Origin of the sequence: Psychrobacter namhaensis (genome assembly GCF_016107545.1) — a bacterium.
Classification (GTDB): Bacteria; Pseudomonadota; Gammaproteobacteria; order Pseudomonadales; family Moraxellaceae; genus Psychrobacter; species Psychrobacter namhaensis.
Genome location: NZ_JABASS010000001.1, coordinates 430,696 through 453,204 on the forward strand (window position 1 = coordinate 430,696; position 22,509 = coordinate 453,204).

15 protein-coding genes and 1 tRNA gene are annotated in these 22,509 nt (G+C 45.4%); 10 read left to right on the forward strand and 6 right to left on the reverse strand.

Features of this window, described 5'->3' with window-relative positions:
- Positions 1 to 327 precede the first annotated feature (327 nt).
- Together JFC06_RS01845 and JFC06_RS01850 are read left to right on the forward strand one after the other, a co-directional pair.
- Positions 328 to 2,016, forward strand: a complete 1,689-nt coding sequence (locus JFC06_RS01845) for an MFS transporter (protein ID WP_198333786.1) — start codon at positions 328 to 330, stop codon at positions 2,014 to 2,016.
- A gap of 90 nt (positions 2,017 to 2,106) precedes the next feature.
- Positions 2,107 to 3,438, forward strand: a complete 1,332-nt coding sequence (locus JFC06_RS01850; RefSeq protein WP_198333751.1) for an HlyD family secretion protein — start codon at positions 2,107 to 2,109, stop codon at positions 3,436 to 3,438.
- A 76-nt stretch (positions 3,439 to 3,514) separates the two neighbouring features.
- Here JFC06_RS01850 and pdxH read toward each other — a convergent pair whose 3' ends face one another.
- The 5 genes from pdxH to cysS form a co-directional block, all read right to left on the reverse strand.
- The gene (gene pdxH / locus JFC06_RS01855; RefSeq protein WP_198333787.1) at positions 3,515 to 4,174 is read right to left on the reverse strand and encodes a pyridoxamine 5'-phosphate oxidase; all 660 of its coding nucleotides are present in this window, start codon (positions 4,172 to 4,174) and stop codon (positions 3,515 to 3,517) included.
- A gap of 44 nt (positions 4,175 to 4,218) precedes the next feature.
- On the reverse strand, positions 4,219 to 5,589 hold the full coding sequence (gene glmM, locus JFC06_RS01860) for a phosphoglucosamine mutase (protein ID WP_193006969.1): 1,371 nt from the start codon (positions 5,587 to 5,589) through the stop codon (positions 4,219 to 4,221).
- Positions 5,590 to 5,786: 197 nt separating this feature from the next.
- Positions 5,787 to 7,259, reverse strand: a complete 1,473-nt coding sequence (guaB, locus tag JFC06_RS01865; protein WP_193006970.1) for an IMP dehydrogenase — start codon at positions 7,257 to 7,259, stop codon at positions 5,787 to 5,789.
- Between the two features lie 339 nt (positions 7,260 to 7,598).
- Complete coding sequence (locus JFC06_RS01870; protein ID WP_198333752.1) at positions 7,599 to 9,539, reverse strand: mechanosensitive ion channel family protein; 1,941 nt, start codon at positions 9,537 to 9,539, stop codon at positions 7,599 to 7,601.
- A gap of 145 nt (positions 9,540 to 9,684) precedes the next feature.
- Complete coding sequence (gene cysS, locus JFC06_RS01875) at positions 9,685 to 11,145, reverse strand: cysteine--tRNA ligase (protein ID WP_198333753.1); 1,461 nt, start codon at positions 11,143 to 11,145, stop codon at positions 9,685 to 9,687.
- Positions 11,146 to 11,378: 233 nt separating this feature from the next.
- Here cysS and JFC06_RS01880 point away from each other — a divergent pair, with 233 nt between their 5' ends.
- Entirely contained in the window at positions 11,379 to 11,975 is a 597-nt protein-coding gene (locus JFC06_RS01880; RefSeq protein WP_198333754.1) for a cob(I)yrinic acid a,c-diamide adenosyltransferase, read from the forward strand.
- A gap of 127 nt (positions 11,976 to 12,102) precedes the next feature.
- Here the strand turns inward: JFC06_RS01880 and JFC06_RS01885 are convergent, their stop codons facing one another.
- Positions 12,103 to 13,047, reverse strand: a complete 945-nt coding sequence (locus tag JFC06_RS01885; RefSeq protein ID WP_193006974.1) for a hypothetical protein — start codon at positions 13,045 to 13,047, stop codon at positions 12,103 to 12,105.
- 286 nt (positions 13,048 to 13,333) lie between these two features.
- Between JFC06_RS01885 and JFC06_RS01890 the strand changes: the two genes are divergently transcribed.
- The 7 genes from JFC06_RS01890 (at position 13,334) to JFC06_RS01920 (ending at position 22,457) form a co-directional block, all read left to right on the forward strand.
- Entirely contained in the window at positions 13,334 to 14,062 is a 729-nt protein-coding gene (locus JFC06_RS01890; RefSeq protein WP_198333755.1) for a glycerophosphodiester phosphodiesterase, read from the forward strand.
- 449 nt (positions 14,063 to 14,511) lie between these two features.
- A complete protein-coding gene (locus JFC06_RS01895) occupies positions 14,512 to 15,690 on the forward strand; it encodes an acyl-CoA desaturase (RefSeq protein WP_198333788.1) in 1,179 nt (392 codons plus the stop codon).
- Positions 15,691 to 16,032: 342 nt separating this feature from the next.
- Complete coding sequence (locus tag JFC06_RS01900; RefSeq protein WP_198333756.1) at positions 16,033 to 17,499, forward strand: protein adenylyltransferase SelO; 1,467 nt, start codon at positions 16,033 to 16,035, stop codon at positions 17,497 to 17,499.
- 331 nt (positions 17,500 to 17,830) lie between these two features.
- Complete coding sequence (locus JFC06_RS01905; RefSeq protein ID WP_193006977.1) at positions 17,831 to 20,167, forward strand: NADP-dependent malic enzyme; 2,337 nt, start codon at positions 17,831 to 17,833, stop codon at positions 20,165 to 20,167.
- Between the two features lie 160 nt (positions 20,168 to 20,327).
- Positions 20,328 to 21,515: a tRNA nucleotidyltransferase gene (locus tag JFC06_RS01910; protein ID WP_198333757.1), complete on the forward strand. Its 1,188-nt coding sequence runs from the start codon at positions 20,328 to 20,330 to the stop codon at positions 21,513 to 21,515.
- Positions 21,516 to 21,675: 160 nt separating this feature from the next.
- A tRNA-Ile gene (locus JFC06_RS01915) sits at positions 21,676 to 21,752 on the forward strand.
- A 171-nt stretch (positions 21,753 to 21,923) separates the two neighbouring features.
- Positions 21,924 to 22,457 carry a DUF4102 domain-containing protein gene (locus JFC06_RS01920; RefSeq protein WP_201547810.1) on the forward strand — a complete coding sequence of 178 codons (534 nt, stop codon included), beginning with the start codon at positions 21,924 to 21,926 and terminating at the stop codon, positions 22,455 to 22,457.
- The last annotated feature ends 52 nt before the right edge of the window (positions 22,458 to 22,509 follow it).

The following is a 22,509-nucleotide window of genomic DNA, read 5'->3' on the forward strand; positions in this document are numbered from 1 at the left end:
ATGGGTTACCTTGCGTGTTGGCAGACTAAAAATGTGTTTAAAAAATTTACTTAATCTGACAGCCTACCAGTGACGGTGCCATTCGCACTTAACCCAAGTCATGATAAGACAATTAATCTTTGAGTTCAGCCGCAAATTACGTGTATGTGACAAAAGCCAAAGAATAATTATGATAAAATTTTCCACGCTTTTCTTAGGTCGTTTTTTTAGTTTTATCGGTGTTCAATCACGCTAAGCTCAATGAGTATCAGTCCAACTGGCTCTATTTTCGTCTGGAATATTTTTTATGTCTCTCTACCTTCCTATAAAAACTATTATCGTACGCCCATGAGTCATGAATACCAATTCAAACCCCATGAACAGCCGTTTATGGTGGGTTCCCCTGCCAACCCTGACCACCCTGCACGCCGTAAAGTATTTTATTTACTGATTGGTATTTTTATTGGCATCACCGCCAGCTTCCAAAATGGTCTCTTGGTCGCCAATCTGACTCAAATCCAAGGAGAACTTGGCCTAACGCCGTTAGAAGGCGGTTGGATCTCCGTCGCCTACAATATGACCAACGCTTGTATTACGGTGCTGCTATACAAAATTCGCCAGCAATTTGGCATGTCACTCTTTAGTAAAATCACGCTGTTTTTTCTGTTAGTGGCCACCAGTTTACAGTGGCTGGTCAGTAGCCATCTGTTAAATACCACCGGTATCAGAATTGATCCTTACTATTTAGAGATCATTGCTAGAGGATTGAGTGGCATGGTGGCTAGCGCCATGACCGTACTCGCGATTTTCTATTGTTTGCAGGGCATGCCCGCCGCCAAACGCATCAGTGGTTTGATTTTAGGATTTGGCTTAGTACAGTTTGGCATCCCCCTATCACGGATCATCTCACCCTACTTGGCTGTCGATGGTCAGCTAGAAAATTTATTTTTATTTGAGTTTGGTTTGGTGCTCATTTGCTTTGGACTGATCAACCTTTTGGAGCTACCACCAGGCAATACGGAAAAAGTGTTTGAAAAACTTGATTTTCTAAGCTTTGCTTTTTTTGCAGGTGGGCTTGCCGCGCTGGCTGTGTTTTTGGTACAAGGTAGGATTGTATGGTGGACGACACCTTGGCTGAGCTACCCACTAATCATTGCCATCGCCGCGATTGGCATCGCTTTATGGATTGAGACACACCGCAAAAATCCGATGTTACAAGTCCGCTGGATGCGTAGCCGCAATATCATCGCTTTTACGGTCACAGGCGCTGTCATGCGTATCTTGCTCTCTGAACAAAATGTCGGCGCGGCCGGCCTACTTGCCAATCTTGGTTATGCTAATGATCAACTGATAAACTTTTATGCCATTATCTTGGCCGCCAGTGTGCTGGCACTGATCACCAGTATTTTTAGTACCAATGCCATGGATTTGCGCCGACCCGTGATTTTTGCAGTGGCACTGATTGCCATCGGCGCTTGGTTGGATACAGGCGTCTCTGTAAATTCAGCCCCTACCACGTTTTATCTCAGCCAATTCCTCATTGCTTTTGCTGCTGTTTACTTTATGGGCCCAATGGTTTTTGAGGGCATGTTTCGCGCTATTGCCAACGGTCCTGCCTATATTATTAGTTTTTCAGTGATTTTTGGGATCTCGCAGACGGTTGGCGGGCTCGCAGGTGCAGCTGTCATCCAAGCCTTTACTACGATTCGTACGCAAGTGCACTATGCAGATATGGTCAGCTCACTCAATTTAGGTAATCCGGCATTCAGTGCCCAAGTATCAGGGGCTCGCCTGGCATTATCCAGTCAAACCACAGACACAGCACAAGCAAACGTGACTGCGATGGGGCAAGTGTTGCAAGGCGTTCAGCGTCAAGCAACTGTCGCGGCATATAGCGACTTATTCGTCCTTATGGCCAGTATTGCCACCGGTGTTACGGTAATTTTGTTGATAAATTATTTTTATAATCGCTATCATAAGCGTAACCCACTTGCCAAAGAACTGGCGATTATTGCAAAAATGCGTGAATCGAAGTAACCGTGTTCATTGAGCTGACAACATTCGCGCCATTTAAGTAGCCATTAAAATACTTTAAGTATCTGTATATTCAAAACTTAGGAACGCGTCATGAGCCAAGAAAAATCCAGTGAGCTTAACCAAACACCTCAGACGTCAACTGGCGCTCCCGCTAAAGACACAGACATAGACACAGACACAGACACAGACACAGACACAGAATCCTATACCAGCTCATCGGTTACTGCTGTAAACGCTACGCAAAATAGACCAGACACACCAGAGCTAGAAACAGCTTCTGAGCCTCCAACCTCCTCACCTGTAGAGCGCTCTGTAGACAGCCATGAGCCGCCGATGCCCCCAAAAGAACCAATCGCGGATACGACTGGTTGGTCACCTAAGAAAAAATCTTATTTAAATTTAGGACTGTTGATTTTGTTGATTGTCATTGGGGTGGCGCTGATTTTATACGCATGGAAATTACCTCCTTTTACACCCACGGTACAGCAAACGGATAATGCCTTTGTTAAAGGTCAAACGACTATTATTAGCCCGCAAGTGTCGGGTTATGTGACCAAAGTCGCCGTGCAAGACTTTGCCAGTGTCAAAGCCGGTGATCTACTGATAAAAATAGACGATCGGACCTTCCAGCAACAGCTTGAACAAGCGCAAGCCAATACAGAGGTTGCGATTACCAATCGCTCCAGTAACGCGCAAGACACACAAACCAGTCAAGCGCAAATCGAAGCACGAGAAGCGGATTTATACAGCGCTAAAATCAGTGTGGACAGTGCGCGCGCAGACGTGGCGCGCTATCAAGGTTTAGATGCCATCGGTGCCGTGTCAAAAGCAGAAGTCGCTCACACCAAGGCACAACTCGCTCAGGCACAAGCGAGCGTGCAACAGGCGGAAGCCAATTTACAAGCTGCTCGTGAAAACCGCGAAAAAACCAGTGGTAACCGCTCTTCTTTGGATGCAAATATCAAAAGTGCTCAAGCAGGTGTGAAGCAAGCACAGATTAACGTGGCCAATACCATCATCACAGCACCTGAAGCGGGCCAATTGAGCCAAGTAAGTGTCAAAGAGGGCCAATACGTTAACGCCGGTACCCAGCTGATGTATATCGTACCAAAAGGCGTCTGGATTATTGCAAATTTTAAAGAAACTCAGATAGCAAACATGGCAGTTGGTGAACCGGCCACCATTCATGTAGATGCGCTTGGCGGTGCGGCGTTCAGTGGCCATGTCAGTAATATCTCACCAGCAACTGGCAGTGAGTTTAGTGCAGGCGCAGCCAATCCTGCGACAGGTAACTATATAAAAATAGCTCAACGTATTCCGGTACGAATCGACTTAGACCCAGATCAGCCTGGGCTTGCCCGGTTGCGTCCCGGTATGTCAGTCTCAGCTGCTGTCGACACCAATGCGACAGCAAAAAATTAGCATAAAAAAGCCACTGCAAATCCAGTTACACAGGTATTTACAGTGGCTGTTATCTGTCTTTAAAACCCTCTAACCGTTATGGTAGCAGGCGTTTGGTTGCCCAATTTACTACGCTCTCACTATTACGGCTGTCTTGTGTATAAACAATACGGTCGTGCATACGATTGGCACGGCCTTGCCAAAATTCTATTTTTTCAATTGTGACCTCATAGCCACCCCAAAATGTAGGGGTTGGGACTGGCGTATTCTCTGGATACTCTGCTTGTAATTCTTCAAACGTTTGTTGCATGACTTCACGATTGGCCACTTCCCCGCTTTGCGGTTGACTCACCCACGCCCCCACTTGGCTGTCATGGGGACGTTTTTGGAAATAAGCGGCAGACTTATCAGCGTCTATTTTAGTAACCTTGCCACTGATACGAATTTGACGCTCCAGCTCATGCCAAAAAAACAGCGCTTCTGCATTGGGATTTTTGGCAATATCATGCCCTTTTGCACTTTCATAATTGGTATAAAAAACAATACCCGTATCAGTGATTTCACGCAATAACACAATGCGCACACTCGGTGTATGATCCACACTGCAGGTTGCTAGACTCATGGCGTAAGGTTCTTGTACCTTCTGCTCTATTGCCTCATTCATCCATGCCTTTAAAAGCTCAAATGGCGATTCTGGTACGGACTGCTGATCCAGCACACCTTTTTCATATGACAAACGTTGATCGGTAAAATCCATGCTCATGGTAGTTCCTTCATTTAATGTGGGTATGTGACTCACTGTTAGCCTAATACCGCTTTAATATGGTCGGCTAAATCGTTCGCCAACACATCACACTCTATTTCATCATCAGACTCGACCATGACCCGAATCACAGGCTCAGTTCCTGACTGCCGAATCAATAAGCGCCCACGGCCTTCTAATGTGGCTTGCGCTTTATCAAAAGCTGTGACCAGCGCTTCATGCTCAAAAGGATCTTGCATTTGCGACAGACGCACATTGACCAACTTTTGCGGGAGCACTTCAAAACCTTCGACAAGGTCACTAAGAGCGCGACCTTGCGCCTGCATCACGGACAATACCTGTAAACCTGCGATGATAGCATCACCGGTCCGGCTTTTATCTAGACATAAAATATGCCCAGAAGGCTCGCCACCTAGTATCCAACCGTTGGCCTCAAGCTCATGCATCACATAACGATCACCTACTTTGGCGCGAGTAAACTCAATATCAGCCGCCTTTAGTGCTAACTCTAAGCCCATATTACTCATAAGTGTGCCAACCACACCTTCTGCCTTGGTTTGGCCTTGGGTAGCAAGCAAGTATAAGATGCCATCACCATCAATTAACTTGCCAGTTTCGTCAACCATCACGATACGATCACCATCACCATCTAAGGCAATACCAACGTCTGCTTCGTATTTGAGTACAGCTTTTTGTAAACCCTCAGGATGAGTCGAACCACACTCGGCATTGATATTAATACCATCAGGCGTGTTATTAATGGCAATCACATTGGCGCCGAGCTCACGCATGACTCTTGGGGCCACGCTATAGCCTGCACCATTGGCACAATCCACCACGACTGTCAGATGGCTCAAATCATACTGGTAAGGAAAACTGCCTTTACAAAATTCGATATAGCGACCTTTCGCATCATTGATCCGGTTGTTTTTACCGAGTTGTGCTGGATCAAGAATAGGCATAATCACGTCATTATCCGCCTCAGAGGCGGTCATGATGGCTTTTAACTTGTCATTAATAGAGTTTTGCATCTCATCAGACAGCTTTTTACCGTCAGCTGAAAACAGCTTAATGCCATTATCATAATAAGGATTGTGTGACGCTGAGATAACCACGCCAGCATCCGCATTAAAACTACGGGTTAAGTGTGCAATAGCCGGCGTTGGTAAGGGACCGAGCATATGAACATCGACACCAGCCGCATTGAATCCCGCTTGTAGCGCGCCTTCGATCACATAACCTGACAAGCGCGTGTCTTTACCGATGACCACGCTTGGCTTGCGCGCAGGATTGCCACTACTCTCTATTAACACCTGTCCCGTCACATAGCCCAATTTTAAAATGAAATCAGGTGTAATCGGCAACTCACCAAATTTTCCGCGAATACCATCGGTGCCAAAGTAGCTCATTATCTATGTTCCTCAAGTCTAAAAGTGAAAAGCCAAACGTGTACGCAGGCGATACTATCATTATAATAATCTGTTTTTGTATTTTACAAAAAAAACAGCCAACAATAACAAAGCATTGTTGGCTGTTTGTATCTTAAAGTCATTACAGCCCTGCAATTTAGCGGTTGTTGCTATGATACAAGACTAGGACACGGTTTTTAATTCACTCGATAGTTCGGCGCTTCTTTAGTGATTTGTACATCATGTACATGCGACTCTTTCATACCGGCTGACGTCACCTTGATGAACTGCGGGTTGGTACGCATATCTTCGATGGTTGCAGAGCCAGTATAGCCCATTGATGAGCGCAGACCGCCAACCAACTGATTCACAATACCAGCAACTGGGCCTTTATAAGGAACACGACCTTCAATACCTTCTGGTACTAATTTTTCCACGCCATCTTTGGCGTCTTGGAAATAACGGTCTGATGAACCATTAGAGCCTGACATTGCCCCAAGGCTGCCCATCCCGCGATACGCTTTGTAGTAACGACCTTGGAACAGTTCAACTTCGCCTGGCGCCTCTTCAGTGCCTGCCATTAACGAGCCTACCATAATGCACGACGCGCCCGCAGCAATGGCTTTTGCCATATCACCTGAATAGCGAATACCACCATCAGCAATCAACGGAATGCTGTCTTGCAGGGCACTGGCAACATTATCGATGGCTGAGATTTGTGGTACACCAATACCTGCAATGATACGAGTCGTACAGATAGAGCCTGGACCGATACCAACTTTTACAGCATCAGCACCAGCATCACGTAACGCCTTAGCCGCATCGCCAGTTGCGATGTTGCCACCGATCACTTGCACATGGGGGTAATTCTTCTTAATCCAAGACACCTTATCAATCACGCCTTTTGAATGACCGTGGGCAGTATCTACAACGATAACATCGACATCAGCGGCAATTAACGCTTCAACGCGCGCTTGCGTATCTGCACCAGTACCGACGGCTGCGCCAACACGAAGGCGACCTTGCTCATCTTTACAAGCATTTGGATTGTTTTCAGCTTTGGCAAAGTCATTCACTGTGATCAAACCACGTAAACGGAAGTGGTCATCAATGACGATCACTTTTTCAATCCGGTGCTCATGCAGCAGTCTTTTGATATTTTCGTTACTCTCACCTTCATGTACCGTGACCAACTGATCTTTTGGCGTCATGATTTGACTGACTGGCAGTGACAGGTTGGTTTCAAAGCGCCAATCTCTGTGAGTCACAATACCCACGACGTTATCAGTCCCTCTTTCGACCACAGGAACACCTGAGATATTATTGTCTTGCGTCAACTGTAGTAAGTGACCAATCGTCATCTCTGGATGTACAGTGATCGGATCGACAACCGTACCCGCTTCAAACTTTTTGACGCGGCGTACTTGGGTGGCTTGCTTTTCGATATCCATACTCTTATGTAAGATACCCATGCCGCCTAGTTGCGCCATGGTGATGGCCATTTCAGACTCAGTCACTGTATCCATTGCCGCAGAAATTAGCGGTAGATTAAGGGTGATGTTTTTGGTCAAACGGGTAGACAGATCCGCAGTTTTTGGCAAGACTTCTGAATAGGCGGGCAACAATAAAACGTCATCAAAGGTTAAGGCTTCATCGACAATTCGCAACATACAGACCCCTAGTGGTGGTTATTTTGATGGGTGGGATTTTTGCATTAAGACAATCAACTAAGATCACCGATATAACTGTATGATCTTCAAATCTTTTTTGATAAAGACTGACAATCACAGCGCTTTAAATAATCAGCAATGAGCCAGCTAAATACCACACTCGAAAATTGCTATTGATTTATCAGTGGTAAGGACACGCCTATGTGGCACCGCCTTACACTTAATCGCTCATTTATCCCTTAAAAATAACGCCATATTATAACAAATAAGCAGACGAATCGCATGCTATATTTATCAGAGTATTTTACTAGCATCTACCTAATAACACTGAGTCACTGCTTACTCATTTTTGTCCTTTAATATGAAACGTTCGGCTGGTAAGTAAGCTTTCTGTTCATGGTATAGATAATTAAGCATCTTCTCACGTACCTGACACTCTAAGTAAAAAGCACTCATAGGCCCATCAGATGCCACGCTACCACGCAGTTTAATGGTATTTTCGCTCAGCGACACTGTGACCATCTCAGGATCAGTTGTACCATCCCATAAGTCATTTTCCTTAACCACCTCAGTAAACTTGTCTCGAATGGCCTCAATATCTGCGCCATAGTCAACGTACAAGTAGACCACACAAGTTTGATGCACTTCTGTGTGTGACCAATTTTCTACAATTTCGGTAATCAGTCGGCGCATCGGCACAATCAATCGACGCTCATCCCACGTTTTTAGCACAGCGTAGGTATAACGCAAATCCTCAATCGTCGTCCAATCTCCCTCCATCATGACGGTATCACCAATGCGCACAGGCTGGGTCACCGCCACCTGCAAGCCTGCGATGATGTTACCCAATATTGGCTGCGCGGCGATACCGATGACCACACCTGCAATACCCGCCGAGGTCAATAACGTCTTGCCAAGGCCTTCCATGTTGGTAAATTCACTTAGCCCAATCCAGATACTACCGAGGATCATGACAAAAATAAAAACGCGGCGAAAAATCGATACGTATGTGCGGCGTCGGCGCTCCTTGTCAAAATGTTCTTCAGACAGATTTTCAATCTGCATATTTTGATAGCGGTTGGCAAAGAAGTTGATGATACGAATGCCCAGCCACATGGTACTAAACACCAAACCAATCCAAATCAGCGGGCGGGTTGATGAGGCAACGGCATCTAAATAAGGAAATCCACCTGAGACCAAGGTAAAAACCAGCAAAAAACTGATGGTGAACGTCAAAGGCACGGTTAGCTTACTGACCAAATCTACCAAACCATTGCTACTACCAACATACGTCCTATATTTTTCGTCATCGACATAGCGATTGATCAGTTTCCCCGTCACCTTACTCAATAGCCAACCAATCCCCATCGTAACGAAGAAAAATGAGAGGAGCGCCAAAAACTCCCACAAGGCGATACCAAAAAATTTAAGTTTTAGCCACACAGGCAGATAACGCTCAAACTCTGCTGGATGATATTGCTCATAAAGATTGTCGATATTGCCAACGGTCTGAGCAGAAAACACCCAAATAGGCGCGTTGTTCCCAACCCGTACCCGCTGCAAATAAATAGGCACCCGGCGCTCACGATAATCCATGTAACCAAGTTGAATAGAGCGTCTGGCCGTCCCCATTACGCTACTATTGTTACCCAGTGGCGGCTCAATCAAACCATCAGGACGATCTGGCAGCTCATCAAACACATAAAGTTTTTTTTCAGACAGTAAAAAATCAAGTTGTTTCGTCAACTCAAGGGCACGAGTGCGTTGATTCTCCTTATCAATCAGATTCATATTCAGCGCATGAGCTGCCAAGCCATACTGCTGCTTCATCACCGCTGACTGAAAAAACTCTAAAGTGGCAAGCGGTGTGGTGAGATTCGGTGGCTCAGCCAAAGGTGGCAAGCCTACATTGAGCTTGTCTAATAAGTAGTAACCCTCGTGAAACTCCCCCGTCAACCCAGCATCACCTTGTAAGGTACCCGCTTGTTCGACAGCGTTTCGCTCGGTAGGATCGAACATCTCTTCTGCGACACCAGAGACGCTCACGCCTTCGTCTTTAATATCATTGACTTTTTGGGTCGCGTACTCCGTGAGTGAATCGGAATTGCTTGCCGCATTGGCAGGGATACAAACCACACTCAGGACAATAACGAATAAACCTAGTAGCAATGGCAGGAGATTCCAGCACAGCGTAAAACGCTCTGGACTTCGGTAGTGGTCGCATTCAAAACCACTTGCCACAACCTGATCGCCAACAGCGCCATTTTTGAGAGTATTCATATTTTTAAAAACCACTAGTTTTAAAGGAGGTTATGTACAAAAATCGATCTTAATATAACCTTAACTTAATGCAGTCTACAAAAAAAGCCAGCCCAAGGCTGACTTACTTTATAACGATAAGTATGTGTGTTTTGTAACTTCTATCTTATGCACGGCGCCATGTTGTGCCAGCGCGGCTATCCTCAAGCTCGATACCCGCCTCTTTTAATTGTTCACGTATCTCATCCGCACGCGCAAAGTTTTTGTTGGTTTTGGCCTCTGCACGCTCGATGATTAGGCTGTCGATAGCCGCATCTGTTAAATCACCATCGGCTTTGTCACCAATCACTGCTTGCAAAAACTGCTGCACTGGTTGCTGTAAAACATTCAACACCTGCGCCAACGCTTTGAGTTGCTGCGCCAATTGCCAAGCGGTATCCATCTCTTCAGCTTTAACGGCTTTATTGATATCACGCGCCAGCCCAAATAACACGCTAATCGCCGTAGAACTATTAAAATCATCATTCATGGCTTTGATAAAGTCTTGTCCCGCCGCACTGCGATAAGCATCATTTATAGATGTCTTATCAACGACTAGCGTCTGTCCTTTTTGTTGTTCAGCCAGTTTCAATGCATTATACAGCCTGCTTAGGCTATTATGCGCTTCATCCAAGGCACTATCAGAAAAGTTCACTTGACTGCGATAGTGGCTCGATAATAAGAAAAACCGTACGGTTTCTGGCAGATACTTCGCCATCACATCACGAATGGTAAAAAAGTTATCTAGTGACTTAGACATTTTTTCGCCATCGACATTGATAAAGCCGACGTGCATCCAGTTACGTGCGTACTCGCAACCAGTCGCGGCCTCAGACTGTGCTATCTCGTTTTCATGATGCGGGAACTGCAAATCATGACCACCGCCATGGATATCAAAGGTGTTCCCTAAGCACTTAGTCGACATTGCTGAGCATTCAATATGCCAACCTGGACGCCCTTGTCCCCATGGTGACGCCCACTGCGGCTCATCAGGTTTTGCCGCTTTCCAAAGTACAAAATCAAACGGATTGCGCTTGTTATTTTCGACATCGACTCGCGAGCCTGCCTGCATATCATCAAGATTGCGCTTCGATAATTTGCCATACCCTGCAAAGTTATCGACCGCGTAATAAACATCGCCATTATCGCCTGCATACGCATAATTGCCCGTGACCAGCGTCTCAATCATTTGCTGCATCTCGTCGATATGATCGGTTGCCCGTGGCTCGGCATCTGGCATCTCACAGCCAAGTGCGCTCGCATCTTCGTGCATCGCTGCGATAAAACGCTGCGTCAGCTCCCCAATGTCTTCGCTGTTCTCGCGAGCGCGAGCGATGATTTTGTCATCAATGTCGGTAATATTACGCACATAATTAACGTCGTAACCCAACTGTTTGAGCCATCGCACTGCCATATCAAAGGCCACCATCACCCGCGCATGACCAATGTGACAATAATCGTAGACGGTCATACCGCACACATACATCCCTACCTGTCCTGCTTTGAGTGGTACAAACTGACGTTTGCCGCCAGTCATTGAATCATAAATGGCAAGCTGAGACATTGCATCGGCAAGTGGTGTGGACATAGTTAAAACGCCTTTTCATATAAATAGAGTAGATAAGATAACATTAACAATACTGGCCGCCTCTTGTTAGCAAGGAACACTGACTGCCACTGTTACGGTGTGATGATAACAATGACTGAAAAACGGCGACAATATAAAATTTAACCCATTATCTTAGCGAAAACAGCCATAAAATACTACAATGAGCGCGCAACTAACGTGATTCAATCATAAAAACAGGTAAGGATTTAGATATGGGCAACCGCTTAAGCAAAATATATACGCGCACGGGAGACGATGGCAGCACTGGCATGGCGGATGGTAGCCGAGTCAGTAAAGCCGACAGTTTGTTTAACGTCATGGGCGATATTGATGAGCTCAACTCGCACATTGGCCTAGTGCGTGCTCAACTACAAAAAAATACAGGGCAATCTATAAGCAAGGAGTTTTCGGAAGCCTTGGTCATCATTCAGCATTTATTATTTAACATCGGCGGTGAGCTTGCTATGCCAGAATATGAGGGCGTCAATGCGACTCATATTGAGTGGTTAGAAGAGCAAATTGACACAATGAATACAACCTTGCCACCGCTAAAAGATTTTATCTTACCGACAGGCTCAGTATTGGTCAGCCAACTGCACGTGGCACGTAGTGTTTGTCGCCGTGCTGAGCGCCAAGCGGTGCTACTACAACAGCAACGTCCGCAAGCGATTCGCGGTACAGCAGTGAGCTTTATCAATCGCTTATCGGACTGGTTGTTCGTCTCCGCGCGTTTTTGTACTGATCCCAAACAAGTCTCTGAAGTACTCTGGAACAGCCAAGTATTACAAAAATTTGCTGATGACAAATAGGTCTAGATGACAACAGCAGCCTATTGAAACGCTGCTATAAGAGACAAAAAAGCCCGCCACCTAAGATTGCGGGCTTTTTGCTGATTTGATATGACACCTAATTAACAGCGCTCACCTTACCGCTTAATCAATAAGTGGCGCTTTCATCTTCAATAATAACCATATCGATGCTTTCATCGTTAGGTACTGCTTTTGGTGCGGTGGCTGGGGTTGGTTTTTTGGCCGCCTCCGTAGGTGCTCTGTTATCGGTAGAGCTGTTTTGGTTACTACTTGGATTATTGATGGTCGGCGGCGTAGCAGGTTCAGCCGGGCGGATTGGCTCAACGGGCGTTACCGTTCTAGGCTGACGAGTTGGTGCTGACTGACTCTCATTGTTTTGTGCATTTGCACGGCGCTCAGCGGCCATTTGGGCACGCTGATCATCTATCGCTGATTTAAATACAGAACCTGCCATCACATCGGCCACCACGGTAATCAGTGCTGGCTGGCCAGCGATACGTGTCCGTACCTGTCCACCTTGAGTGCCCACCACATAGGTAAAGGCATCATCAACGAGCATATTGTTATTGATACGGATATTGTCTTGCGCTAAGCGTGATTGCAAGCTTGGCTGATTATTAGCGGCTTGTACTTGACTGGCTTGATACAAGTCTTCGCTTGGCAATGTCATGCTAACGCTTGCCTGACAGGTCGTCATACCATTGTTATTGGTTGCCTGTAAGACCGCCGCGTTTTGTATATCAATCATAACCCCATTTACTTTATCAGTGACAACGCCACTGGCCAGACTAATTTCTGCATCATTGGCATAGTTGGTAGCCAGCATTTGTGCTTGCTGATTGAGCGTATTTTTTAGAGCCGTTTTGAGACGATCTTGTACCATTGGATCATCACAGCTGACGGCGGTGGCTGCCGCATTCTCCGTCACATCTGACTCCTGCTCTGTGACCTCTGCCGTCTCGGTAACGTCCTCTTGCTCTGAGCGATCACAGCCTACAAGCGCCAAACTACATACTATGCCGACTCCAGCAACTTTCTGCCACTTGCTCAAACTCTTATTTGCTACGCTCATATTTATTTTGCTCCCATTTACTGATTCGTACCGCCACTGACAGACAGTGATTGATGCTCAAACCGTCACCCGAACTGTCATAGGCTTGAAAATCACATCATTATACGGTGTTTGGATGAAATGGTCATCAGTGTAGCCCATGGATGTACAAATAACGCCATCCATTATAGGTAAAACGGGTACTTGGTTGCAAAAACATAACAAACACCTCCCTATCCTACCTATAGACGCTGCTCATTTGGCCCTATATGCTTACTGGTAAAAGCAGCTCACAGCGTGTATTGATATGATAAAGTTCGAACATACGCTCTTATTAGGTCATCGCGGTGCTCGTGGTGAGGCATTAGAAAATACACTCATAGGTTTCGAGCACGCTCAACGTCTGAAGGCTCACGGCTTAACGGGGGTGGAGTTTGATGTGCAATTAAGCGCCGATGGCCACTTAGTTGTGTTTCATGATGATGACTTAGCGCGTATGTGCGGAGAGCAATCACGCCTTGATCAATTAAGTGTTGCTGAGATTCAACGTCATCGACAACTCGATCATCAAATTGCGACATTGGCTAGCATAGCGCCCGTACTAAGTGGCTTTACTTACATTGAGCTTGAGATTAAAACCCATGGCCGCACTGATTACGGCAAACTCATTAGAGCACTGAGTCAAGAATTAGTTGACAGCCCATTGGCCAACTTACCTATTGTCCTAACCAGCTTTGATGTCGAGCTACACGCACGGCTACAACGCAGCACACTATTAAGTCATGTCCCTCGTGGCTTGTTGATTCGCACTCCTGAGACTTTGGTAATTGCGTCCAACACTGCCCTACAACTTGGTTGTGTCCAGTTGGGTATTCATTACCCTCTGCTAAGCCAGTCGGTCATAGAACGTAGCCATCGTTATGGTCTGCCCGTGAGTGCTTGGACGGTCAATGATATCGATACCATTAAGCAGCTCATCAAATGGCAAGCTGACGTCATTATCACTGATTATCCTCGTCACTTATTACTGAATTGAAAAACCTATCCAGCCTTTTATTTACTTGAGAGGCTCTACATATCTATAGTGTTACTTACACTTTTACCCCCTGCCTGATAAGTCACCCGATATTTTTGTCAAAACATTCTATAATCCATACAAGTTATTGTTATTTAGCAATATTTTTATAGTGTATAAGTGTTCACTTTATTGGTTTTTTAAGGTACTATATAGGCTTAAATTAATACCGCTAGGGATATTATATGATTGCAAAAAAAGCACTTGGCTTCCCGCTTAAAGGCTTACGTTTCGCTATCAAATCTGGTGACACGCTTGTAAAAGCCGCCAGCGTTCAAGTCACACGCTTTAAAACACGTTTTGACGAGAATAAAACGAAAAGCTCACTCGATGAGCAACCTGTGGCTAAACGCAACTACGCGCACGCTGCCGGACAAGTTGACGTCTCTCCCAAAGAAGAGAGCCTTGACATGCGCGAGTTTGAATTTACGAAGGCACCCATCAACTGGATTCCAGCGACAATCTTGGTAGCCACGCCTATTGCTGCCGCTATCATTACGCCTTGGTACTTATTTACTCATGAGGTTAGCGCGCCAGTGTGGGGTGTATTTGGCGCCTTTATGGTGTGGACAGGCATCAGCATCACGGCGGGCTATCACCGCCTACTGTCGCATCGTGCGTATAAAGCGCATCCAGTGGTAAAAAACTTCTTGTTACTTGGCTCTACCTTAGCGGTGCAGGGTTCTGCATTTGACTGGGTATCTGGTCACCGTAGTCACCATCGTCATGTTGATGATCGCTTAGACGATCCTTATTCAGCGAAGCGTGGCTTTTGGTTTAGTCACATTGGTTGGATGCTACGCAATTATCCTAGTGGTAAGTTTGACTACAAAAACATCCCTGATTTGACCAAAGACAAAGTGCTACAAATTCAGCATAAGTACTATGGCTTATGGGTATTGGCATTGAATGTGGGTATGGTCGCTGCTGTCGGTTGGCTACTAGGTGATGTGTGGGGCACGTTAGTCCTTGCAGGTTTACTACGCTTGGTATTAACCCATCACTTTACCTTTTTTATTAACTCGTTATGCCACATGTTTGGTACGCGTCCTTATACCGATACCAACAGCGCCCGTGATAATTTCTTCTTAGCCATCTTTACTTGGGGTGAGGGTTATCATAACTACCATCACTTCTTCCAATATGATTATCGTAACGGCGTAAAATGGTGGCAGTATGACCCTACTAAGTGGTTGATTGCCGGCTTATCAAAGTTTGGCCTAACCACTGAGTTACGTACGGTTGATGATACGACTATTAAGCATGCCGAAGTGCAAATGCAATTCAAAAAAGCACAACAGCAGATTGATACAGCAGCAGTGAGTGGTCTTGATCTGCCTCATGCAATGAAAAGCTTCCAAGATCGTATCAAGTTTGAATATGATGCCTTCACTCAGACTGTAGAAGAGTGGCAAGCGCTAAAAGCCAAAACCATTGAGCTAAAAAAGACAGAGTTTGCTGATCGCATACACGAAGTTGATGACAAGTTAAAGCATGACTATGCCAAGATTGAACAAAAAATACTTGAGCATAACAGCAATCTAAAAACTGCGTTTCGCTCTATTGGCCAAAATACCAAAGCTGCTTAAACGCCAACATCTTGTGAATAGTTCATATTCCGTATTGTGACGTTATCCCTCCCTCTATCTGTAACAGATAGAGGGATTTTTTTATGTCATTTATAATAGGCTATGAGCCGTGTCCTTTCACTCATCACCTTTCCAAAAGTATGAGGCGCAAGGAAAATGAAGGTAAATCCTATATTTAGTAGACTAAGCAAGTTTGACACGGCTAATCGTATTTTTTGGGTGGGGTGTAAAACAGCTGAGCACGCTTGGTTTACAAGAGATGGACAGAGTGACACGATGCACTACGAAGGCTGTGCTATAGTGACTTCATTAATCAATCTTAGATCTCAATGGGAGCTGTGTATGCGCTATCAAAACACCTACGTTAATTTGGACACGCGCCTTTATCATGAGCAGCCACCGACACCATTGGACAATCCACGTGCAGGTCACTTCAACACACCGCTTGCGCAGCAATTGGGCTGGGCAGATGACGACGAGTTAATGGCGCGCTGGGTTGATATTCTTGGTGGTCAATACGTACCTACCGCGTTTAAACCACTGGCCATGGCCTATGCTGGTCACCAGTTTGGGCAATGGGCGGGACAACTGGGAGACGGGCGCGGCTTGTTAATGGCGCAAGTACTCGACAACAACGACCAATTGCAGGATTTGCATCTTAAAGGTATTGGTCTAACCCCCTATTCACGGATGGGGGATGGCCGCGCGGTGCTGCGTAGTACCATCCGCGAGTACTTGTGTGGACACGCGCTCACCCAGCTTGGTATTCCCTCCTCTAACGCCTTAGGGTTTGTCGTCTCTGATACGAAAGTACGCCGCGAGCGAATGGAAGCAGGCGCCGCCTTGATGCGTGTGGCTGACAGTCATATCCGCCTTGGCCATGTGGAATGGATTACTAGCTTTGCGCCAGATTTGCTCAGTGAATTTACCGACTATATGATTGATACTTACTATCCCACGTGCCGTGATAGTAAAGCGCCAGTATTAGCGTTTTTGACCGCCGTGGTGGAACGTACGGCGCGTATGATTGCTGACTGGCAGCTGATTGGCTTCGCTCATGGCGTGATGAACACAGATAACTTATCCATCACGGGAAGTACCTTAGACTTTGGTCCCTTTGGGTTTATGGAGCGCTTTAATCCTGCTTGGATCAACAATCACTCTGACCATACAGGACGCTATGCTTATCAAAACCAGCCCGCTATCGGTCATTGGAACCTCAATATCTGGCTGCCGCACTTTATGCGTCTAGAAGAGGTTACTCGTGATGGTCTATCAGATTGCTTGGCACCTTACGAAGCGACCTTTATGCAGCACTATCAGCAAGGGCTGTGCCGCAAGCTTGGACTGCCACATGAGAAGGATAGCTTAACGTTGGCCTTTGAGTGGTTGACACTGTTAGAAGACAACTTACTGGATTATACCAATAGTTTTAGGGCGTTATTGGGTCTTATAGCGCCTGATGAGCATCCTTATGAGCAGCAGCTGCTGGCAACGATGACAGCGGAGCTCGATCAAAAAGCACAAAAAGTGTGGCAAGACTGGTCAATCAGTTATTTGGCACAAATAGAGCTTGTATCTTTTGAACAAGCTATCAATGATATGAGAGCCAATAATCCTGTTTATGTCTTGCGTAACAGTATGGCACAGCGAGCGATTACTGCCGCCGAACAAGGTCAATTTGAAGAAGTAAATCGAGTGTTTAATTTACTGGGTGACCCTTATCAGGTACAAGACATCGCCACCGAGCTTGATAGTACCCCGCCTACGCCTAACGCCCCGCAAATGCCGATTAGCTGCTCGTCTTAGTAAACTGCGATAGTATTTGGAAACATTGTGAAATTAGGGTTGCTATATAGCCGTATTATTTGGCATTATCAACTAGCTAAATAATGAATATCATTTTATTATATTATTCGCAGATTTCACCGCTGTTGACTAGGCAGTGAATTGCCAATAATGCTAGAATAACGGTTTTTGTAGCATTGTTTTTTGACTTGATATTTAATCGCCGATTATTACTTCTTTTAGTGTCTCTGTACCCTTTGATTTTATCATTCGATGATTTGGATGAGGGTGAGACATTATTTTTTTATCACCATTTACTTTATTCCAATTTATTCCAACCATGGCAATTATTATGAATGACGATACCACTTTGAATACGGACACCCTTAGTACAGAAAAAGAGCAGTTTGAACAAGCTGCCTTACATTACCATGAGTTCCCACGCCCAGGTAAAATATCAGTTACCCCTATCAAGCAGCTGGCCAACCAGCGCGATTTAGCACTGGCCTACTCACCAGGTGTGGCAGTGCCTTGTCTTGAGATTGAAAGAGACCCAACACTCGCGTCTAAATATACCGCTCGTAGTAACTTGGTTGGGGTGATCACCAATGGTACTGCCGTATTGGGTTTGGGTAATATTGGTCCATTGGCGTCAAAACCCGTCATGGAAGGTAAAGGTGTCCTGTTCAAAAAATTCGCAGGTATCGACGTTTTTGACATTGAAATTGCCCAAAACGATCCAGATAAGTTCATCGAAGCCGTTGCGTCTCTTGAGCCGACTTTTGGTGGTATTAACTTAGAAGACATCAAAGCGCCAGAGTGTTTTAAAATCGAGCGTGAGTTGCGTGAGCGCATGAACATTCCAGTGTTCCACGACGACCAACATGGTACCTCAATTATTGTTGCGGCGGCGATGCTCAATGCTTTATTGATTACTGGCAAAAAAATTGAAGAGATTAAAATTGTCTGTTCAGGCGCAGGTGCGGCAGCCATTTCTTGTCTAGATATTATCTGTGCGCTTGGCGTTGATAAAAACAATATCTTTGTTTCAGACTCACGCGGTATTATTAGCACCAGCCGTGAAAACCTTGATGAAACCAAACAGCGCTATGCGCGCGATACGACTGCGACGACGATTGAAGAAGTCATGGACGATGTTGATATGTTCCTAGGACTATCAATGCCAGGCACTTTGTCTGAAGATATGGTTCGCCGTATGGCAAAAGACCCTATCGTCTTTGCTTTGGCTAACCCAACCCCTGAAATCATGCCAGAGCTGGCACATGCTGTCCGTCCAGACGTTATCATGGCGACAGGTCGCTCAGACTATCCAAACCAAGTAAACAACGCCTTATGCTTCCCTTATATCTTCCGCGGCGCATTAGATGTTGGTGCAACAACGGTTAACGAAGAGATGAAAGTGGCTTGCGTAAAAGCAATCGCTGCTATGGCACACGTTGAGGCGACACCAACCACCAACGTTAGAAACATCGAAAAAATGCAAAGTTTTGGTCGTGACTACTTAATCCCAGGTCCTCTAGAGCCAAACCTAATCATCGAAATCGCTTCTGCGGTTGCTAAAGCAGCCATGGACTCAGGTGTTGCAACCTTGCCTATCGATGATCTGCAAGCGTATCGTCAGCGTTTGTCTGAGTTTGTCTATAACTCAGCGTTTGTCATGAAGCCAATCTTTGCCCGCGCCAAATCCGATCCAAAACGTATTGTTTACTGTGAAGGCGAAGACAACAATGTATTGCTTGCGGTACAAGTCGTCGTTGACGAACAGCTAGCGAAACCCATTTTGGTTGGTCGTCCTTCAGTGATTGAAGCCAATATCGAAAAACTGGGCTTGCGTCTAAAAGATGGCGTAAACATGACTGTCGTCAATCCAGATGATGATCCTCGCTATAAAGACTACTGGCAGGGTTACTACGAAAAGAACAAACGCCGCGGTGTGAGTATTGAGCTTGCCCGTCGTGATGTACGTCGTAAAACCACCTTAATTGGCTCACTGCTGGTCGATAATGGCGATGCAGATGGCATGATTTGCGGCACATTCAGTCACTATCAGCTGCACTTAGAGTACGTTCAAAGCGTCATCGATAAAAAAGCAGACGTTAATGATTTTTACGCCATGAATGCCGTACTGATGCAAGATCGTAATATCTTTATCGCTGATACTTATGTGCATGAAGATCCAACAGCCGAACAGTTGGCTGAAATGACGGTCTTGGCTGTTGACCAGTTATGTCGCTTTGGTATCACACCACGTGTCGCGCTAGTGTCACATTCTAACTTTGGCGCTTCAAATCGTGCCAGCGCTGTCAAAATGCGTAAGGTTCACCAGTTACTGACTGATATGAATGTAGACTTTGACTTCGAAGGCGAAATGCAAGGCGATGCGGCGCTTAATGAAATTATCCGTCAAAACCATATGCCATCAAGCCCGTTAAAAGGGGCGGCGAATCTGCTTATTTTACCAACGCTTGACGCCTCTAATATTGCTTTCAACTTACTTAAGACGGCAACCGGCAGTGCCTCTATTGGTCCTATCTTATTAGGTACTAGCAAGCCTGTACACATTATGACACCATCGGCTACTGCACGTGGTATCGTCAATATGACCGCTCTTGCTGTTACTGAAGCTCAGGACCTAGAAAACGAAAATTATAGTACGTCATGCGTATGATAAAATTATAAGCGTACCATTAAGATAGGCGCTGTCATCTATTGACAGAGTCTGTCTGCTATACTAAAACCAGTCAATGCCGTTAAACAAGCATTGACTGGTTTTTTTTGATCAGTGTCCATTGGGTCAGCTCGCTCTTACTTAATAAACAGAGAATACTATGCAAATTTACCTGGTTGGTGGGGCCGTACGTGATCAACTGTTAGCGCGTCCTATTAAAGATAAAGACTTCGTTGTCGTTGGTGCCACTGTTGCAGAGATGCTTGACGCAGGGTTCCTGCAAGTGGGCGCAGATTTTCCTGTGTTTTTGCACCCTATTAGCCATGAAGAATACGCACTGGCACGCACGGAGCGCAAGCAAGGAGTTGGGTATCAAGGCTTTAGTGTGCATGCTAGTCCTGACGTCAGCCTAAAAGAGGATCTACAACGTCGTGATTTGACGATTAATGCCATGGCCATAGAAGTGATGAGTTTAACCGATGACACGCCAGTCAATGGTGAGGTGATTGATTATTATGGCGGGTTGGCAGACATAGCAAGTAAAACATTGCGCCATGTCTCAAGTGCATTTAGCGAAGATCCCCTAAGAGTGTTGCGCACCGCCCGCTTCTATAGCCGCTATTATGACTTGGGGTTTACCATCGCTGATGAAACCTTAAACTTGATGCGCCAGTTGGTTGGCTCTGGGGAACTTACGCATTTGAGTGCGGAGCGGATTTGGCAAGAGTCGAGCCGCGCAACCATGCAGCTATCGCCTCAAGTGTATTGGCAGCAGCTGTTTAGCATTGGCGCGCTCACAGAGTATTTTGCGCCATTGCACCATGCTTGGGACAATGACCACATACGAGAAACGGTGCAGACAGCTCTATATTTTTCTGGTCAGATGCAACTAAACTTATCACAGCGTTGGGCGCTATTGATGGCTAGTCTTAACGCAGATTTATTTAATGTGAGACATGTAGACTCAAACCCTAATGTAACCACGACTGTGACAGGTATTAACGAGATAGGCACTACTGCCAAAGTACCAAAAGCCCAAACGCAATTTGCCAATTTGTTCGTTCAACAGGCCAACAAACTAAGCACCATCAACAGTCTTAGTGCTGCTGAAAAAATTGACCTCATACAAGCGTGCGGTGCTCATAAAGAACCTGAAAATCTCTCACAACTACTCGTGACCAGCCATGTCTTACAGCTGGCAATACAGCACCGACAGATGATGATAGCGTTAGGCAGTTTCCACGCTATCAGTATGCAAGACATTGCGCCAGACCTAAAAGGCCCAGCGATTGGCGAGGCGTTACGATGCGCCAGAATTAAACATTTACAGGCACAAAACTCATATTAACAACTATTTAAAAAAACAAACAACGGCTGTGACTGCAAAGCTTGATACTACTCGATCAGGCAAGACTGGAGCAGCGGGCTTTGATAAAAAATATCTTTGATACGGTCATCTTTTACTTGAAAAATCGAAAAAATCAGGTATCATTGTGCGTCTAACGTTAGGGCCCATAGCTCAGTTGGTTAGAGCAGAGGACTCATAATCCTTTGGTCGTAGGTTCAAGTCCTACTGGGCCCACCAAATTCAAACCCTTACAGTCATTGACTTGTAAGGGTTTTTTATTGCTTAAATTTTATGCAAATGTACTGATGTAATTAATTTTTTGATACTATCTTGATACTTTGACCCTTGTAGTAATTAAAGTATGATGACTACTAACACTATGGTTACGTACTGCTGCACGGGTGATATATGAAGGTTAAACTTACGAAAAAATTTATTGATTCAATAGACTATACCGCTAAAGGTACTGATATCTATATGGATGATGTATTAACTGGATTTGCGCTACGTGTAGGTAAGCAGTCTAAACGCTATACATTGCATAAGCGCATTAACGGAAATCTGTATAGAGACGAAGTAGAAGAAACGCATCTAATTACGCTAACCGAAGCACGTGAAAAAGCAAGCATAATGATGGCTAACATCAAAAAAGGCATGCATGTTTATGACGGGCTTCATGAGAACCTAGAAGACCCGAAAGATAAGACCAATAATGTGCCAACACTGCAAGAAGCTTATGACTACTTCAAATCAACAAAGACGAGCTTAGCTGAAGGCACTATTACCACTTATGACCGTCAAATACTACATAAGCTGAAAGACTGGCTAAATATCCCTCTAAATAATATTACCAAGTCAATGATAAGTGATAAACATAAGGAGATAAGCAAGCATAGCGAAGCTCAGGCTAATGCAACTATGAGAGCTCTGAGATCAGTTTGAGCTATGCTGAAGAAACCGTACAAGTAAACTTGGTAAACTAACGACTCAACGA

Coding starts and splice junctions, on each gene's coding strand:
- JFC06_RS01885 (WP_193006974.1), bottom strand. CDS start 13,047: ATGAGCGTAGCAAATAAGAGTTTGAGCAAGTGGCAGAAAGTTGCTGGA.
- JFC06_RS01900 (WP_198333756.1), top strand. CDS start 16,033: ATGCGCTATCAAAACACCTACGTTAATTTGGACACGCGCCTTTATCAT.
- JFC06_RS01880 (WP_198333754.1), top strand. CDS start 11,379: ATGGGCAACCGCTTAAGCAAAATATATACGCGCACGGGAGACGATGGC.
- JFC06_RS01920 (WP_201547810.1), top strand. CDS start 21,924: ATGAAGGTTAAACTTACGAAAAAATTTATTGATTCAATAGACTATACC.
- JFC06_RS01890 (WP_198333755.1), top strand. CDS start 13,334: ATGATAAAGTTCGAACATACGCTCTTATTAGGTCATCGCGGTGCTCGT.
- JFC06_RS01905 (WP_193006977.1), top strand. CDS start 17,831: ATGAATGACGATACCACTTTGAATACGGACACCCTTAGTACAGAAAAA.
- JFC06_RS01845 (WP_198333786.1), top strand. CDS start 328: ATGAGTCATGAATACCAATTCAAACCCCATGAACAGCCGTTTATGGTG.
- cysS (WP_198333753.1), bottom strand. CDS start 11,145: ATGTCCACACCACTTGCCGATGCAATGTCTCAGCTTGCCATTTATGAT.
- guaB (WP_193006970.1), bottom strand. CDS start 7,259: ATGTTGCGAATTGTCGATGAAGCCTTAACCTTTGATGACGTTTTATTG.
- pdxH (WP_198333787.1), bottom strand. CDS start 4,174: ATGGATTTTACCGATCAACGTTTGTCATATGAAAAAGGTGTGCTGGAT.
- JFC06_RS01895 (WP_198333788.1), top strand. CDS start 14,512: ATGCGCGAGTTTGAATTTACGAAGGCACCCATCAACTGGATTCCAGCG.
- JFC06_RS01850 (WP_198333751.1), top strand. CDS start 2,107: ATGAGCCAAGAAAAATCCAGTGAGCTTAACCAAACACCTCAGACGTCA.
- JFC06_RS01870 (WP_198333752.1), bottom strand. CDS start 9,539: ATGAATACTCTCAAAAATGGCGCTGTTGGCGATCAGGTTGTGGCAAGT.
- JFC06_RS01910 (WP_198333757.1), top strand. CDS start 20,328: ATGCAAATTTACCTGGTTGGTGGGGCCGTACGTGATCAACTGTTAGCG.
- glmM (WP_193006969.1), bottom strand. CDS start 5,589: ATGAGCTACTTTGGCACCGATGGTATTCGCGGAAAATTTGGTGAGTTG.